A 15,609-nucleotide genomic window follows, 5' to 3' on the forward strand; every position below is an offset into this window, starting at 1 on the left:
GGCGCGAACGATGCCGCTCAAAGGTCGCATACAGTAGCGTCCGGTAAATTGGGACGCTATCGTCGGATGCCCGTCTCGCGGTGTCCCCGAGGAACTGGATTGTGAATGGCCAAGAACACTGCTGGAGATGTCGCACGACCATCATTCGTGCGGCACGGAAAGCTGCGTCGCTCGAACGCGTGGGGGAACGCCCTCCGCGTTCTGCTGACGGTAACGATCGTTGTTGCGCTCTCCGGAGCTGCGACCGTTGCGTATGCGTTCTGGGGGCTCGTCTCGAACCTGAACACCGTTGATCTCGGCAACGAAGCGTCAGGGGTCGGTGCTGGATCAAAATCGATCGACGGCGAGCTCACGATCCTGCTCGTAGGTTCTGATACCCGGGCAGGGCAGTCGTGGGACGATGGCGAGGAGGGTGAACTCAATGATGTGAACCTCCTGCTGCACGTCTCAGCCGACCATCAGAACGCCACGGTCGTGAGCCTGCCTCGTGACCTCATGGTGCCGTTCCCCAGTTGCCCCGGGCCGAACGGCGAGCCAGACTACTTCCCCGCGATGAGTGAGCAGCAGCTGAACAGCGCCATGATGTACGGGGGGCTGCCGTGCGCCGCGGCCACGATCTCCGAGCTCACCGGCATGGACATCCAGTACGCCGGGCTCATTACGTTTGACGGCGTAGTTGGAGTCTCCAACGCGCTCGGCGGCGTTGACGTGTGCCTCACTCAGGAAATCGTTGATCCGGCAGCAGACCTCGATCTGCCCGCTGGGATGAACACGCTGCAGGGCTGGGATGCGCTGCAATTCCTCCGTACCCGCCATGGAGTCGGTGACGGCGGCGACACGAGCCGCATTAGTAACCAGCAGGTCTTCATGTCCGCGCTCGTGCGTAAACTCAAGGATTCAGACATGCTGTCCGATCCCGTGAAGGTGTACGCGCTCGCAAAGGCCGGCATTGAGAATATGACACTCTCCAAGAACATGGCCAGCGTTGAGTTCCTGCAGGCCGTCGCCGGGACCGTCAAAGACATCGACCTGGATCGCATCAGTTTCGTGCAGTACCCGAGCTCGACGCACCCCTACCAGGAGGGTCGCCTGACGCCGAACCGCGAGAGCGCGGATCTGCTGTTCGACATCCTCAAGAGCGGCCAGCCGTTTGAGGTCACCGGCGTGGGCGAGGGTGTTGCGCTCGAAGGCGCTGACGCGGCCGATCCCGCAGCTCCCGCTGATCCCACGACTGCGCCGACACCCGAGGCGCCGGCGATTGATCCGGCCACCGGCTGGGAGATCGACGCGACCACCGGGTTCCCGATTGATCCTGCGACCGGTATTCCGGTCGATCCGGCAACCGGACTCCCCGTGGACCCCGCGACGCTCCCGACCGAAGACACCGGGCCCACGCAGCTGCCCGACAACATCACGGGACTCAAAGCCGACACGGCAGCGTGTTCTGCGGGACGCACGGTGTTCTAGAACGACGACAGCGTCGAGTGTTCATCCGGACACTGACCCTCGCGGCGCGCTGGTCGATTTCCTGCGCGCCGCATTGGTCCGGTAGGATGAATGACGGTGTTCGCGTATGGAGACGTGCCGGAGCGGCCGAACGGACTTCACTGCTAATGAAGGGTCGGGGTTAAACTCGACCGGGGGTTCAAATCCCCCCGTCTCCGCCAGTCGAACACCACCGAAAGCCCCCGCCCAGGCGGGGGCTTTCGGCATTTCCGCGGTGGGGCTATGTCGGCATTTCCGCGGTGGGGCAGTGAATAACAGATGGCGCGCTCACAAGCACCGTCTTCGGCGTTCTTACTTCGGCATGCTGCCCTGCCTGCTCCCTGCCTGCTCACCGCCTGCACCTGCGCGCAGCCACGCGCGAGAGTCCGCGCCACCGTGTGTGGTGAGCCGGGGCGTGTGGTGCACCGGGGCGTGTGGTGTGCAGGAGCGTGTGGTGCTTTGCGCCGCACTGTGCCACGCTGGTGAGCGCACACGCTCAGCGGAGGGGACGGTATGGCTGCGGGCTTTGGGATCTCCACCGATACGGCCGGCGAGCACCACTTCCGTCTGGGAGCCAGGAACGGCGAATCCTTCGCGGTGTCCGAGGGCCACTCCTCCCGCACCGCAGCCCACAACGACATCGCCTCGGTGCAGCAGAACGCGTCGGTTGCGGAGATTGTTGAACTCGATTGCTCGCTTCGGGCACGGTCACGTGCCATACAATCTGGCCATGAGCACTGCCAGGGCTAGGCGCACCGCCGCGCGTGCTGCCGTCGTCGGCGCAGGCCCCAACGGGCTCGCCGCCGCGGTCACTCTTGCTCGCGCAGGCGTCCCGGTCACTGTGTTTGAGGCCGCCGAAACAATCGGCGGTGGAACTCGCACCACTGAGCTCGTGCAACCGGGTGTGCTGCACGATGTCTGCTCGGCCGTCCACCCCATGGCGCTTGCCACCGAATTCTTCCGCCAGTTTGAGATCGAGCGCCGCGTTGACTTCGTGGTCCCTGAGGCCTCGTACGCGAATCCGCTCGATGGGGCTGCGGGATCGCGCGCGGCCATCGCCTACCGTGATCTCGATCGCACCGCGGCGGAGCTCGGCCGTGACGGCGCTGCCTATGCTCGCCTGTATCGGCCGCTCCTGCAACGTCTCGAAGGAATCACCGACTTTGCGCTCGGCGGCAGCATGCTGCGCTGGCCGCGCGACCCACTCGCCGCGATCGTCACTGCGCTGCGCACCGCGGAGCAGGGCACCCCGCTGTGGGGGATGCGCTTCCGCGAGGACGCGGCCCCGGCGCTTCTGTCCGGAGTTGCTGCGCACAGCATTGGACGAATGCCGCACCTCGCGACCGCCGCCGTGGGAATTGTGCTGGGCGCGCTCGGGCACGCGCGGGGTTGGCCCGTCCCGGTGGGCGGCTCCCGCGTGATCACCGACGCGCTCGCCGCCGACGTGCTCGCGCACGGTGGCCAGATCGAGACGAACCATCCCATCGATCGCATCGCCGAGCTCGACGGCTACGACGTCAAATTGTTTGACACGTCGACGAGAGGACTCCTCAGCATCGCGGGGACGTGCTCCCCGCACGCTACCGGCGGGCGCTGTCTCGCTTCCGATTCGGCGATGCCGCATCAAAGGTCGACTTCGTGCTCGACGGCCCCATCCCCTGGCAGGATCCGCGCATTGCGGCCGCGGCCACGGTGCACCTCGGTGGCACCCGGGCACAGCTCGCGACCGCCGAATTCGATGTCGCCCACGGACGCCACCCGGAGCGGCCATACGTGCTCCTCGCGCAGCCCACCACATTCGATAGCGGCCGGAACCCCGCAGACGTGAACGCCGTGTGGAGCTACACTCACGTGCCCCGAGGCTCAGACGTTGACGTCGCGCCGGCCGTCATTGCGCAGATCGAACGTTTCGCGCCAGGATTCAGAGACCGGATCCTGGCACACACCGTGACCACTGCCGCGCAACTCGCCGGGTACAACCGCAACTACGTGGGAGGCGACTTCAGCGCGGGCGCAATCACAATGCGCCAGCTGCTCGCCCGTCCTGCGCTCAACACCGACCCGTGGCGGACCCCGGCGAGGGGCGTCTATCTCGCGTCATCGGCGACGTCTCCGGGGCCTGGCGTGCACGGTCTCGCCGGATGGTACGCCGCACAGTCGGCGCTGCGCCACGAGTTCGGGCTGCAGGCCCCCGCCCTCGGGATGTAGCTGGGCCAGGTCCCGGAGCTCTCGCTTGCGGTCTCTCCAGACTGGCCCGTCGTCTTCGCACCGCACAGCAGCTCTCGGTTGCGGCGTTCGGCTCGTTGTGCTCGTGCACGCCTGCGCCGCGTGAGCTGGGGGCTGATCGCAAACGCTGCCGCAGCCACGAGCGCGCCTGGCCACGAAGCAGTGGCACACGCGATCGCGGTTCCCATGAGCGCTGCGGCAAGGTACCAGGGGCTGCGGTAGAGGGAAGGCCCGAGGCACGTGTGCCAGCGCACGGCATAGGCGATGGTGAACGGTGCGAGCCGCGGATCCGCCACTGCTCGGCCCTCTGCAACGGCTGCGAAGATCTCGCGCTGCTCGCCGAGCGGAAGTGCTCGAATTTGCTCATCGACCGAGGTCGCCTCAGAAATATGCATGGGGTGCCCTTCGCCAGGAAATCCCATCCCCGTGGCTAGACCACCGAGGCTACTACCTCGGAACTCGTGCCCGCAGCTCCAGTGTGCGCGGCGGTCCCAGGGATGTCAACCGGCGCATCCGGGTTGTGCTTCGAAGTGTTCCTGCCTAGACTTCCGGGCGTAGCGCTTCGTTCGGCGAGGCTCCTGCGTGAACACAGTCCGCTCATCCCACGACGTCGAGAGACGCCCAGGCTGAGGACAGGCCTTCCCGGCTTAAGGGTCGGCCCCAAGCGGATTCCGATATCGGATACGTCACGCAGTGCCAAAGCTCTGACGTGGAGGTGTCTCGACGGAACCGACGGTTTCGCATCTCCAGTGGAGCGCTGCTGACGTGGAGGAGGTGGCTCGTGAACGACGGACCGAGTCGATCTCACATCCCCAGAGACCCGCACTCCTTCGATGGAGTTGCCCTGCGCTGAAGCTCCCAGCTGAAGCTCCGGGCTGAAGCTCCGGGCGCGACCGGGCTTTGACCGCGGAGCACTTCGCGCGCGGCACTTGGCGTGCGGCACTTCGTGTGTCCCACCGTGTGTGTGCTTCCCGGCGCCGGTCTCACTGCCGCCCGTGGCGACGCATCTGTGGCGTTGCTTCCGTGGCGTTGCTTCGGCGGTATTGCTCCCGTGACGTCGCTCCTGCGGTATCGCTCACGCGCCTTCGCCTCGGTCGTCGTAGCCGCTGATCACCGCTGCCGTTCGGTTCGGAACTCTCGCACATTCGTACCCCATTGCCCCGCCGCTCGGTGCGGCGCATATCTCGACATCCGCTGGTTCCCTCGTGCTGAGGGACCACGGCACTCACACCTGACGAAATGAGGCTCCCCATGGAGACACTCGACCTTGCGATCCGGATCTTTGCAGGGGTATCCCTCGGCGCGGCCATTGGCTTTGAGCGGCAAATGCGATCTCGCACGGCCGGACTCCGCACGAATGCGCTGGTGAGTTTGGGCGCCGCGCTGTTTGTGATCATGGGGGCCTTCAGCTTTGAGGGTCCCGGCGCGGATCCTACTCGGGTGGCAGCTCAGGTGGTGTCCGGGATCGGGTTCCTCGGGGCCGGCGTCATCATGCGACAGGGGGCTTCGGTGTCTGGGCTCAACACGGCGGCGACGTTGTGGGCTTCGGCGGCAGTTGGGGCGCTCGCCGGGGGTGGCATGATCCTCGTAGCTGTGGGTGGTACCGCCGCGATCATGCTCTCGAACGTGGTGCTGCGCCCGCTGGGGAGGCTGCTGGATCGACGCGGCCACCGGGTCTCGCGTGAGGCGGTGACAACTGAGTACGTCTTCGTGGTGCGCTCGGCTGCTGAATCCGAGGTCCCGATCCGATCTCGGGTTGTGGCTGCGTTGCAGCGGCCCGAGTTTACGGTCCACTCCCTTGAGGCGAATGATCTCGCCACCGGCGAAGTCGGACTGACCGCGCGGCTCACCGCCACCGAGCGCAGCGACGCAGCGTTCGAGGCAGCGATCGCGGACGTGGTGCCCGTGCCCGAGGTGACCTCCGTGCGGTGGCGGGCGCGTGAGTTTGAGGGCGAAGACTGAGCCTGGTGGGCTCTGCCGATCCCGCCTCACGGCACGCTGTCCCGCCCACCTTCACCCTCCTCCCGCCCATCACGTCCCGCTCACCTTCACCCCGCCCCACGATCCAGCACACCCCGCCGCCCCCGTCACTCCGCCGCTCCCGTCACCCCGCCGCTCCCGTCATCCCCTCACTCCATCGCCTCACATCACCTCACATCACCTCGCCCCGGCTCCCTCCCCCTCCGTCTTGCGCGGTGAATCGTTTCATGGGTCGAAGTTCGGGCCTTCACCCTTGGTGAAGCCCCGAAACAAGACCCATGAAACGATTCACGGGCGAAGGGGCCCGGGCACGCGAGTGGGCCACCAGATCCGGTCGCCCAGGATGCCGAAGAGGGCCGGCACGATCACGGTGCGCACCACCAGTGTGTCGACGAGTACGCCGATCCCCACGATCAGGCCAAGCTGCCCGAGCGTCACGAGCGGGAGCACCCCGAGCGCTGCAAAGACGCCGGCGAGCACGATCCCGGCGCTCGTGATCACACCGCCCGTGTGAGTAATTGCCTCCACCATGCCCGCGCGAGTGCCGATGGACGCCACCTCCGACTTCGCGCGGTGCACGAGGAAGATCGTGTAGTCGATCCCAAGCGCAATCAGGAAGAGGAATGCGAGCAGCGGCACTTGCAGATCGAGAGCGTGCTGCCCAAAGAGCATCCGGCTCACCCACGCTCCCGCCCCGATTGCGGCGACGGCGCTTGCGAGGTTGACCAGCAGGAGCAGGATCGGTGCGATGAGCGAGCGCAACAGAATGGTGAGTACGACGAAGCTGACGAGCAACACGAGGGGCGCAATGAGGAGCATGTCGCGATCGTTCCCGTCGCGCGCGTCAACATCGGTCGCGACGGCACCGCCCACGCGGGCGTCAGCGCCGGGCACCGTGTGCACCGCTGCCCGAATCGCTGTGATCTGGGCGAGGCTTTCGGGAGTGCTCGGCACGAACTCGCTCGTCACCATGATCTTGGTGAGCCCCTCGGTGCTGCCGGATCCGGCACCGGACTCGGATTCGGACTCGGCTCCGGATCCGGACTCGGCACCAGGCTGGGACCGGGAACCGCTGGATCCAGCCTTGGATCCAGCCTCCGTCTCGGCCCCGGAGTCGCCGTCCGATCCGGTACCTGGGGCGACACCGGCACTAGGCAGAGAGCCGGCATCAGGCGCGGAGCCGGCATTGGGCACGGAGCCTGTATCGGGCATAGAGCTGGCATCGGGCACGGAGCCTGCGTCAGATCCGGAGCCTGCATCAGACCCCGCCGTCGTACCCGCGGGGTGGGCGCGCACGATTCCCGGCACACGCTCGAGCGCTGCGAGTACCTGGGGCGCCTCTGCGCTGTTGGTGACCACCCAGATTGGCTGTGCTTCGCCCGCTGGAAAGTGTTCGGAGAGCGTGTTCAGGCCCGCAGCGGATTCGGACTCGACGCGGAATTTCGCGGTCTGATCGAGGCCGACGGCGGTGCCGAACAGGCCGGTTGCCATGACGCTGAGCACTGCGAGCCCCGCGAGGAGGCTCACGAGCGGACGACGCATCACGCGCTCGGCGACGGCCCGCCACACCCGTCCCTGGGGGCGGGACGACCCGGGGCGCGGCACGAACGGCCAGAACAGCTTCCGCCCGCACACTGCGAGGAGTGGCGGCAAAGCGAACAGCACCGCTGCGAGGGCGACCACGAGACCGAGCGCGGATGCGACACCGAGGCCGTGGGTGCCAGGAATGGCGGCGAGAACGAGTGTCAGCAGTGCGAGCACCACGGTGACGTTGGATGCGAGGATCGCTGGCGCGGTCTTGCGCCAGGCAATACTGAGCGCCACCCGGTGGTCCTCGCTGAGGAGGAGCTCCTCACGGTAGCGGGATATGAGGAGGAGCGCGTAGTTCGCCCCGGCTCCGAAGACGAGCACGCTGATTATTCCGGCGTCGAACTGGAGATCCCACGCGGATCCTGCTGCGGCCGTGATACGCCCGGCAAGCCCGTCTGCGAGTGCCACGACGATGAGGGGAACCAGCCAGAGTACGGGGGAGCGGTAGGTGATGATCAAGAGCAGCGCAACGATCAGCATGGTGACGATGAGAAGGGTGAAGTTCGCCCCCGAGAACGAGGCAGCGATATCCGCGCCGAAGGCTGGGCCACCGGTGACTTGAAGGTGGAGCCCAGCGGGCTGTGCCTGAGCAAGCGCCGCGCGGATCCCCTCAATGGTGGCCGAAGTCTCCGTGTTGTCCTCGCCCACGGTGATGGGCGCGACGAGCAGGGCTGCCGCGTTATCCTCGCTCAGGAGCGGTCCCGAAGCTTGGGCGGCGCCGGTGTCGTCGAGCACTGAACGGAGCGAGTCGAGATCCGCGAGATCGGTATCTGAAAGCTGCGCACCATCGTCCCGGGTCGCCACGACGAGCACTGACTGGCGATCAGCTCCAGGAAACTGCTGGAGGAGCTCAGACACGTGAGTTGATTCCGAGTTCACGGGAGCCGCTGCGCTGCGCGCCGGGGCCTGAGCTGAGCTGAAGGCTCCAAAGAGCCCCACAAGGATCATCACCACTATTCCGAGTGAGATCCAGGCGCCGCTGCGCGAGGTCAGCCTGTCCGAGAAGCGCCTACGCGCTGGTGTGAGTGCCATGCTCTCACTCCACCAGGGTGGGGCGGGCGAAACATCGGCGCGGAGGATGACCTTCAGATCACCCGAATGGATGATGGCGCAGGTGGACTGTGCTCTGCATCCAGAGCCGGATCAGGGTGCGTCGCGCCAGAATGTGGTGGCTGCGCCGCCGTCGGCGAACACCACAGTGCCGTGGGGGCGGTACCCCTCGCGTTCGTACCTGAGGTCGTTCCCGGGGTTCGTCGACTCCAGATAGCTCGGAATCCCGGCCGCGTCGTAGCGTGCCCGAGTTTCCCTGAGCAGCGCCATACCGATCCCGTGCCCACGCCATTCGGGCGCGACCGCGAGGAAATTCAAGTACGCGTGCGGCTGCCGCGGTCGCTCTGCGTCAAAGCGTTCCCCGGAGTCGTGCACTGCGGCTGCGCCTGCAGCGCCCAGGAGCTCGAGCGTGAGCGCGTCGTACGCCGGCAGCATTTCCTCCCGGATCTCAGCGGCACCCGGGGGATACCAGACGGCCACCGCAGCCAGCGTTCCATCTGGCGCCACCGCCACGTACGTGTCGGGGTAGTGCAAGGCCTCGCCCACCATGAAATCCCAGAAGCCGCTCGCCTGCTGGCGGCGCTCCGATTCATCTGGGGCGGGGAACATCGGCCCCCACACGGGATCGTCCCAGAACGCTGGGACCAGCACCCGCGTGATCGCGGCGCGGTCCGCGACGGTGGCCAATCGGACGGGAAGCTTGGGTGTGCTCACATTCAGGAGCCTACTCTCCGCTCCCGACCGCCGCGAGCCTCCCAGCGAGTTCCTTTCGGGAGGGGGAGCCAAGCTTCGCTCGCGCTTGAGCCAGGTGCGACTCGACGGTGCGCACTCCGCACCCGAGCCGGCTCGCGATCTCGCGGTTGGAGAATCCTTCTGCGGCGAGCGCTGCGGTTTCCCGCTCCCGTGGCGTTAACCGCGTGTGACACGCCGCTGGCAAAGAACCTTCGCGGTACCACGGCACCGAGCGACTGACGCGATCTTCAAGCTCTGCGAGCTTGTCATCGCACTGCTGCACGCCACCGACGGCGCGTCTGCTCAGGAAGATCATTCGGGCAGTGCGCAACGCGAACGCGGTCGGCGCCCACAGTTCGAGTCGCATGAGGCGCGATGCAGCTCGGAGGAGTTCGGCCGGATTCTGGTCGTGTGCGGCCTGCAGGTGCGCATTTGCGAGCCGCACGACAGGGAGTGCGGTGAGAGGGTTCTCCGCCGGCGATGCCGCGGTATCCAGTGCATGGTGTCGCCCCGAGAGGTAGCGAGTGATTCGCTCGGGAATTGATTCGGCGAGCGTGTCAGCAAGCGGCGCCGCCGGGGCAACGGCCGAGTCGCGCCCGTCTCGGATCGCCGCACCGATGTGGTCGAGATAGCTGCGCAGCCGAAGCGGCGTGAATCGTGGCGCCGTACTGATGAGGAGTTCCCACTCCAGGTGCGCTCGGTCTAGATCGCCACACACGAGCGCGCTCCCCGCGGCGAGGATGTGCCGCAGCCAGCGTTTGTGGGAATCGCGCGGCGACGTGTGCTCCACCGCAGCGAGCAGTTCCTCGCCTCGGAGTGCTTGCTCGCCTGCGAGCAACACCGTGAGGGCGTGTGCGAGCAAGAGGGGGCCCGAGATCGTCCGAGTGAGGTCTGTCGCATCACGTGAAGGGTGGGGGATCGGTGTGCCCATTGCGAGCCATGACCCCCGGGGAAGCTGCCCGTGCCAGACGAGTTCAAGATCGGCCAGAGCCGTTGCCAGCGCAGCCACCTCCGGTGATGAGCTGCGCTGGGCGATCGGGTACAGCTTGGGAGTCTCCCCATCGATATTCGCGGTGTCGTTCCAGAGCCGAAACACGGTGGTCGCGTCAGCGCACAGTGCCAACGTGTGATCTTCAGACAGGGGTGGGGGTGGATCCTGGGCTGGATTCTGACCGGGGGAGGCAGCGTCGGGCACACCGTGATTCGCAGCGGTCTCCGGGAGGGAACCGGGCTGGATCGCATCTGCGCTGGGGCTGTTCCCCCGAAGTTCGGCGGCGAACCGGGCCGCAAGATACTCGTGCAGGAGCAGCGCGGAGGTGTTTGTTGGGCGAGGTGCAAGGGTGAGTGCTTCGAGCGCCGGAGCTGGCCCGACCAAGGCGCTGAGCATGCGGGCATGCTGCAGTGGGTCCGGCTCGTCCTCGAGCGCCCCAGAACGCAGGAGGAACGTGCGGGCCTCAATTTCCCCATTGAACGAGATCAGGTTTGCTGCTGCCCGCTGGAGCACGCGGGACCGGGCTCGGCCGAGGAGCCCCGGTTCGCTCTCTGCGGTTCGTGTCCGCAGAGAGCGGGCGCACAGCAGTAGTTCGGCTTCGGACAGCGGAATGCCGAGTGCCTCTTGCGCGACGAGCCGGAGTGCGACAGCCTCCCGTCGCTGTTCAAGTAGCTCTGCGTCGGCATGCGGGCGGAGCGCGGTTGCAATGAAGGCCGGTACGGAGAAGAGTTCGGAGCCCGGCTCCTTTGCCAGTGCCCCCAGGTTCGTGAGTTCAGTGGTTGCCTCTGCTCCGACGAGATCGCGCGCTCCAGGAAGGTCGATCGGGCCGAGCTCTGAGAGCGCGAGTGCGGCAGTTGCCGCCGCTACTGAGACGGACCCGAAGGACCTGGCGATCGCACGAAGCGCGGGCAGATCGAGCTCACTGTGCGGTGCTTCAATGATTCCTGGCCGGGGGCGGGCACTGAGATATCCGTGCTCTGCCAATTTGAGAAGGTCAACCGCCCAGCCAGGACGCCCGGCTGCGAGCGTTGTGATCAGGTGCGCTGTTGCCGAATTGAGGCGGTGTTCTGAACGCTCGTGCAACAGCCGTTCAATGCCGGCCGGTGATACGGGCTCGAGTTCGACACGGCGTACGGCCTCAATCAGTGAGCGCGCCCGTGGGGACGAGCCTGCAATCGTGTCGAGCGTGTGCATGAGTGCCGCGTGATGGGGGCCAACAGTGAGCGACATCAACAGGGGTTGCTCGGGCCTGACGCGTTCAAAACTCGCCTGTAACAGCGCTCCGTCGGCGCGCTCAAGATTGTCGAGCACGAGCACTGCATCGGGGGCCGTCGAGGCGACGGCGTCGGGGGCGTCCTCTGCAACGCAGTCCACCGATTGCACCAGAGCGCCGGCGCGCTCGAGGCGGCGCGCGACACCGCGCAACAGGTGGCTCTTCCCTGAGCCGAGCGGGCCTGAGACGAGGACGCTTGCGCCTTCCAGGCTCAGCTTGAGGACTTCGGTACTGACCGATTCGCGAATATTCGCGCCAGCTATTCCCATCGTCGTTCCCCTCCGACGGGCCACGCTCGGTTGCCGACACCTTGCGATGGCCGTTCTGAACGTGAGCATAGCGGGCCGGGGAGAAAAGGGATAGCTCGAGCCGAGGCCCGCTCGGTGAGTGCGCAATGTTTCTCAGTAGTGCGCTCACAGCTTTTCAGTGGTCAAATCATTCGGGTTCAGGGATACCGAGCGCGATAGGTGCGACACCCAGCGAAACCATAGGCTCCCCACCAAGCTGCGTAGTCGATGTGCGGTTCCCGTCTCCTCGATACGCGCGGTCACGTACTCCTTTGAGTGAAGGTGAGGGGATCTTGAATCAACAGAAACCGGCGACCCACAGTCGCCGCGGCCGCTTCCGTGGGCTCGCCCTGGGGACAGCGGCCGTCGTCATGGCAGCAGCCGGTTACGGGGCGGTGCCGGCCGCGTTCGCAGATAGCTACGTCGCACCGGAAGACTCCGCGGCGCACGGGCACTGGCTCTGGGCAGAGGGCCTCGGCCTCGACGTCGTAGGAGCCGCGACTACGAAATCGGGATTCCCCGATACTCCGGCGCCGCCGGCCGATCCACTCAACGTGAGCGTGCTTGGCGGACTCGCAGACCTGCAACTGGGCACCCTTTCCGTGCCGCTGATCAAGCCGGATGACGCTTCTCCCGGACTGCTCCGGCTGGGAAATCTGGGAGCGATCTCGAGTTACAGCGCTTCGCCGAGTGCCACGGAATCGACTGCCTCAACCGGCCTCATCAACTCTGACGGATCGCTCAACGTCGACGCCGCGAGTAGCGGCCAGTACGGCACCGCAAAGCTCGATGCGAACGCCCTCCTCTCGCAGATCCTCGCCCCGGAATTCGTCGACTCACTCGTCGACGAGGCCGCCATCGAAATCGGGGCACTCGGATCTCGCGCCGTGACCACGGGCACCGCGCCGACAACGAGTGAGTACATGCTCACCGATCTCAGCCTCGATCTTCACAGTCCGCTGGTCGGGGGCCTCACGACCGAGCTCAACACGCAGCTCCAGTCAGCCCTCCAACCGGTGCAGGACCTCCTCGGGCCGGGCGGAGCAATCGAGGGCACGCTGAGCACTCTGGTGGACACGATCGGCGCACTTCCGCTCGTTGACGCTTCGCTGAACAGCGCCTCGATCGACACGGCCCCGCTGCTCGATGAGATCCGCACCTCACTGCTCGCTGAGCCGCTATCGAACACAGATGGCAGTGTGGTCGTTGACCTGAGCACAGGCACGGTCAGCGTGAACCTCGGCGAGCTCGTTGTGGATCGCACCGGGGCTGACAGCCTCAGCACTCTTCCCGCGAACACCGAGGTACTCGATGGTGCGACAGTGAACGCGATCCTCGACGGTGTCACCGATGCGCTCACCGGCGCCGGTGAAAACTCGTTGATCTCGAAGGCTGTCGATCTCCTGCGCGTCGGGATCTACAACGTGCCAGTGAACGTCAGTATCCAGGTCTCGGTTGGCGTCGAGATCTTCCCGCTGCCCCCGGCAAATCTCGTCAATGCCCCCGTCACGATCTCGGGCACGCTGGGCGGATTCACGGGCGCGGCCGGGCATACTGCCCCCGTGATTGACACGAGCGAAATTGAGGTTGCCAACATCCCGGTCGGCACCGTATTGCAACCGATCGTGAACCTTCTTGGCGGAGCGGTGACGAGTATCGGCGGTGCCCTCGACAGCACGGTGGTGACACTGCTCGACACTCTGCAGCCCACGCTCACCACTGCACTGAGCCCCATCGTCACAGGCTTGCTCACTGACGGGGTCGGGCCTGTGCTGCGCGGTGTCGCAAACATCACCATCAACCAGCAGCCCGCTGTTGGCGATCTGGGGGCCGGTAGTTTCACGGTCCGCGCACTGAACGTGAGTGTGCTCCCCGGTGTCACCCCGAACGGTGCGGTTGCGCTGCAGCTGGGCTCGTCCACGGTCAAGCCGCTCGCGGTGGATCCCGGCACTGAGCCGGGTACTGATCCTGGCGCAGACCCTGGCACGGATCCCGGTGCTGATCCTGGAACAGATCCTGGTACCGATCCGGGCACGGATCCTGGTACCGATCCAGGTACGGATCCCGGTGCTGATCCCGGTACTGATCCCGGTACCGATCCGGGTGCAGACCCTGGCACGGATCCCGGTGCAGACCCGGGAACGGATCCGGGCACGGATCCCGGGGCTGATCCTGGTACTGATCCCGGTACAGACCCGGGTGCGGACCCCGGAACGGATCCGGGTGCAGACCCGGGAACGGACCCCGGTACCGATCCGGGTGCTGATCCTGGCGCTGATCCTGGCGCTGATCCCGGTACAGACCCGGGCACGGATCCCGGTACTGATCCGGGTGCAGACCCTGGCACGGACCCGGGTGCAGACCCTGGTACGGACCCGGGCACTGACCCTGGTACCGACCCGGGTGCTGACCCTGGCACTGATCCCGGAACCGATCCGGGCGCTGACCCAGGTACGGACCCGGGAACCGATCCGGGAACGGACCCCGGAACCGATCCAGGTACGGACCCGGGTGCTGATCCTGGCACGGATCCAGGAACCGACCCGGGCACGGACCCTGGCACGGATCCAGGAACCGACCCGGGTACCGACCCTGGCACCGATCCAGGAACCGATCCGGGTACCGATCCCGGCACCGAGCCCAGCACGGATTCCGGAGTAGAGCCGGGTGCAGACCCGGGTACCGATCCGGGCACGGACCCTGGTACCGACCCGGGCACTGACCCTGGTGCTGATCCCGGTACCGATCCGGGCGCAGACCCTGGTGCTGATCCCGGTACTGATCCGGGCGCAGACCCTGGTGCTGATCCCGGTACCGATCCGGGCGCTGACCCTGGTACCGATCCAGGTACTGATCCGGGCGCAGACCCAGGTACGGATCCAGGTACGGATCCGGGTACGGATCCCGGTACTGATCCGGGTACCGATCCGGGCGCTGACCCTGGTACCGATCCAGGTACTGACCCTGGTGTCGATCCGGGCACGGATCCCGGTACTGATCCGGGCACTGACCCTGGTGCCGATCCGGGCACGGATCCCGGAACGGACCCGGGCACCGATCCCGGTACGGATCCGGGTGCTGATCCCGGCACCGATCCTGGCGCTGACCCAGGTACGGATCCAGGTACTGATCCGGGCACGGACCCGGGCGCTGACCCGGGTACCGATCCGGGCGCTGACCCCGGTACCGATCCGGGTGCTGACCCTGGTACGGACCCGGGTACGGAGCCCAGCACCGACCCGAAGGTTGATCCGGGTACTGATCCGGGCACGGATACGACCGCTGACCCGGGTACTGACCCAGGCACGGATACGACCGCTGACCCCGGTACGGATCCCGGTACGGACCCGGGCACGGATACCACTGCTGACCCAGCGGCCGATCCCGGAACTGATCCGGGCGCTGACCCGGCGACCGATCCGGGCGCGGATCCGGCAACGGATCCAGGTACGGACCCGGCGACGGATCCCGCGGCTGAGCCAGGCACTGATCCTGGCACTGAGCGGGCGACGCTCATCGCAACACCCAGCACGGTGGTTCGGGGCAACCTGGTCAACTTGAAGGGTGCGGGATTTGTGCCAGGTGAGGACGTGAATCTGACCCTCGCGAACGGCAAGATCCAGCCGGTGGTGGCGAACGCGAGTGGCGGCTTCGAAGCCATCATGCTCGTGCCGGTCACCACCCCGCTCGGCGCGGCGAAGTACACGGCTGAGGGACTGGGCAGCGGCCGCACGGCCGAGGCCACCATCTCGGTGATCGCGGCGACCGGGACCGTCCCGGTCGGCACTGGAGTGAAGAACGGTGGCCTCGCGGTCACCGGTCTGGACACGGGTCTGCTGATTCCGTTCACGCTCCTGACGCTCCTCGCGGGTGGTGCGCTGGTGCTCGCGCCGCGCCGTAAGCGGGCGCTCGGCGCAGACGTCGAGTAGCGTCCCGCTTGTACCACAGAGGTGGCCCCCAGCGGCAGTAGCAGCTGGGGGCCACTGCTGTCTAAG

At 66.4% G+C, this 15,609-nt stretch carries 7 protein-coding genes, 1 tRNA gene, 1 pseudogene and 1 riboswitch; of the genes and pseudogenes, 6 read left to right on the forward strand and 3 right to left on the reverse strand.

Annotation, left to right across the window (positions count from 1 at the left end):
* Positions 1 to 105 precede the first annotated feature (105 nt).
* The 5 genes and pseudogenes from K1X41_RS10345 (at position 106) to K1X41_RS10365 (ending at position 5,673) form a co-directional block, all read left to right on the forward strand.
* Positions 106 to 1,467 (forward strand): LCP family protein, encoded by a 1,362-nt coding sequence (locus tag K1X41_RS10345; protein ID WP_220174544.1) that lies wholly within the window; start codon positions 106 to 108, stop codon positions 1,465 to 1,467.
* 108 nt (positions 1,468 to 1,575) lie between these two features.
* Positions 1,576 to 1,667, forward strand: a tRNA-Ser gene (locus K1X41_RS10350).
* Positions 1,668 to 1,998: 331 nt separating this feature from the next.
* Complete coding sequence (locus K1X41_RS10355; RefSeq protein WP_220174545.1) at positions 1,999 to 2,235, forward strand: YegP family protein; 237 nt, start codon at positions 1,999 to 2,001, stop codon at positions 2,233 to 2,235.
* Positions 2,216 to 3,693: pseudogene (locus K1X41_RS10360) on the forward strand (phytoene desaturase family protein). The gene K1X41_RS10355 and the pseudogene K1X41_RS10360 overlap by 20 nt, the downstream one beginning before the upstream one ends.
* 572 nt (positions 3,694 to 4,265) lie before the next feature.
* Positions 4,266 to 4,433: riboswitch (M-box (ykoK) riboswitch) on the forward strand.
* 529 nt (positions 4,434 to 4,962) lie between these two features.
* Entirely contained in the window at positions 4,963 to 5,673 is a 711-nt protein-coding gene (locus K1X41_RS10365; protein ID WP_220174546.1) for an MgtC/SapB family protein, read from the forward strand.
* Positions 5,674 to 5,979: 306 nt separating this feature from the next.
* Here the strand turns inward: K1X41_RS10365 and K1X41_RS15720 are convergent, their stop codons facing one another.
* The 3 genes from K1X41_RS15720 to K1X41_RS10385 form a co-directional block, all read right to left on the reverse strand.
* Positions 5,980 to 8,313, reverse strand: coding sequence for an MMPL family transporter (locus K1X41_RS15720; protein WP_258566436.1), 2,334 nt, complete (start codon positions 8,311 to 8,313; stop codon positions 5,980 to 5,982).
* A gap of 111 nt (positions 8,314 to 8,424) precedes the next feature.
* On the reverse strand, positions 8,425 to 9,045 hold the full coding sequence (locus K1X41_RS10380; protein WP_220174547.1) for a GNAT family N-acetyltransferase: 621 nt from the start codon (positions 9,043 to 9,045) through the stop codon (positions 8,425 to 8,427).
* Between the two features lie 10 nt (positions 9,046 to 9,055).
* Positions 9,056 to 11,596 carry a helix-turn-helix transcriptional regulator gene (locus tag K1X41_RS10385; protein WP_258566437.1) on the reverse strand — a complete coding sequence of 847 codons (2,541 nt, stop codon included), beginning with the start codon at positions 11,594 to 11,596 and terminating at the stop codon, positions 9,056 to 9,058.
* A 311-nt stretch (positions 11,597 to 11,907) separates the two neighbouring features.
* Between K1X41_RS10385 and K1X41_RS10390 the strand changes: the two genes are divergently transcribed.
* Entirely contained in the window at positions 11,908 to 15,543 is a 3,636-nt protein-coding gene (locus K1X41_RS10390) for a choice-of-anchor G family protein (protein ID WP_220174549.1), read from the forward strand.
* The last annotated feature ends 66 nt before the right edge of the window (positions 15,544 to 15,609 follow it).

The organism is Leucobacter luti, from assembly GCF_019464495.1.
GTDB classification, from domain to species: domain Bacteria; phylum Actinomycetota; class Actinomycetes; order Actinomycetales; family Microbacteriaceae; genus Leucobacter; species Leucobacter luti_A.

Excerpts from the sequence above, each read along its gene's own strand:
- K1X41_RS15720 (WP_258566436.1), bottom strand. The coding sequence starts at position 8,313 with ATGGCACTCACACCAGCGCGTAGGCGCTTCTCGGACAGGCTGACCTCG.
- K1X41_RS10355 (WP_220174545.1), top strand. The coding sequence starts at position 1,999 with ATGGCTGCGGGCTTTGGGATCTCCACCGATACGGCCGGCGAGCACCAC.
- K1X41_RS10365 (WP_220174546.1), top strand. The coding sequence starts at position 4,963 with ATGGAGACACTCGACCTTGCGATCCGGATCTTTGCAGGGGTATCCCTC.
- K1X41_RS10385 (WP_258566437.1), bottom strand. The coding sequence starts at position 11,596 with ATGGGAATAGCTGGCGCGAATATTCGCGAATCGGTCAGTACCGAAGTC.
- K1X41_RS10345 (WP_220174544.1), top strand. The coding sequence starts at position 106 with ATGGCCAAGAACACTGCTGGAGATGTCGCACGACCATCATTCGTGCGG.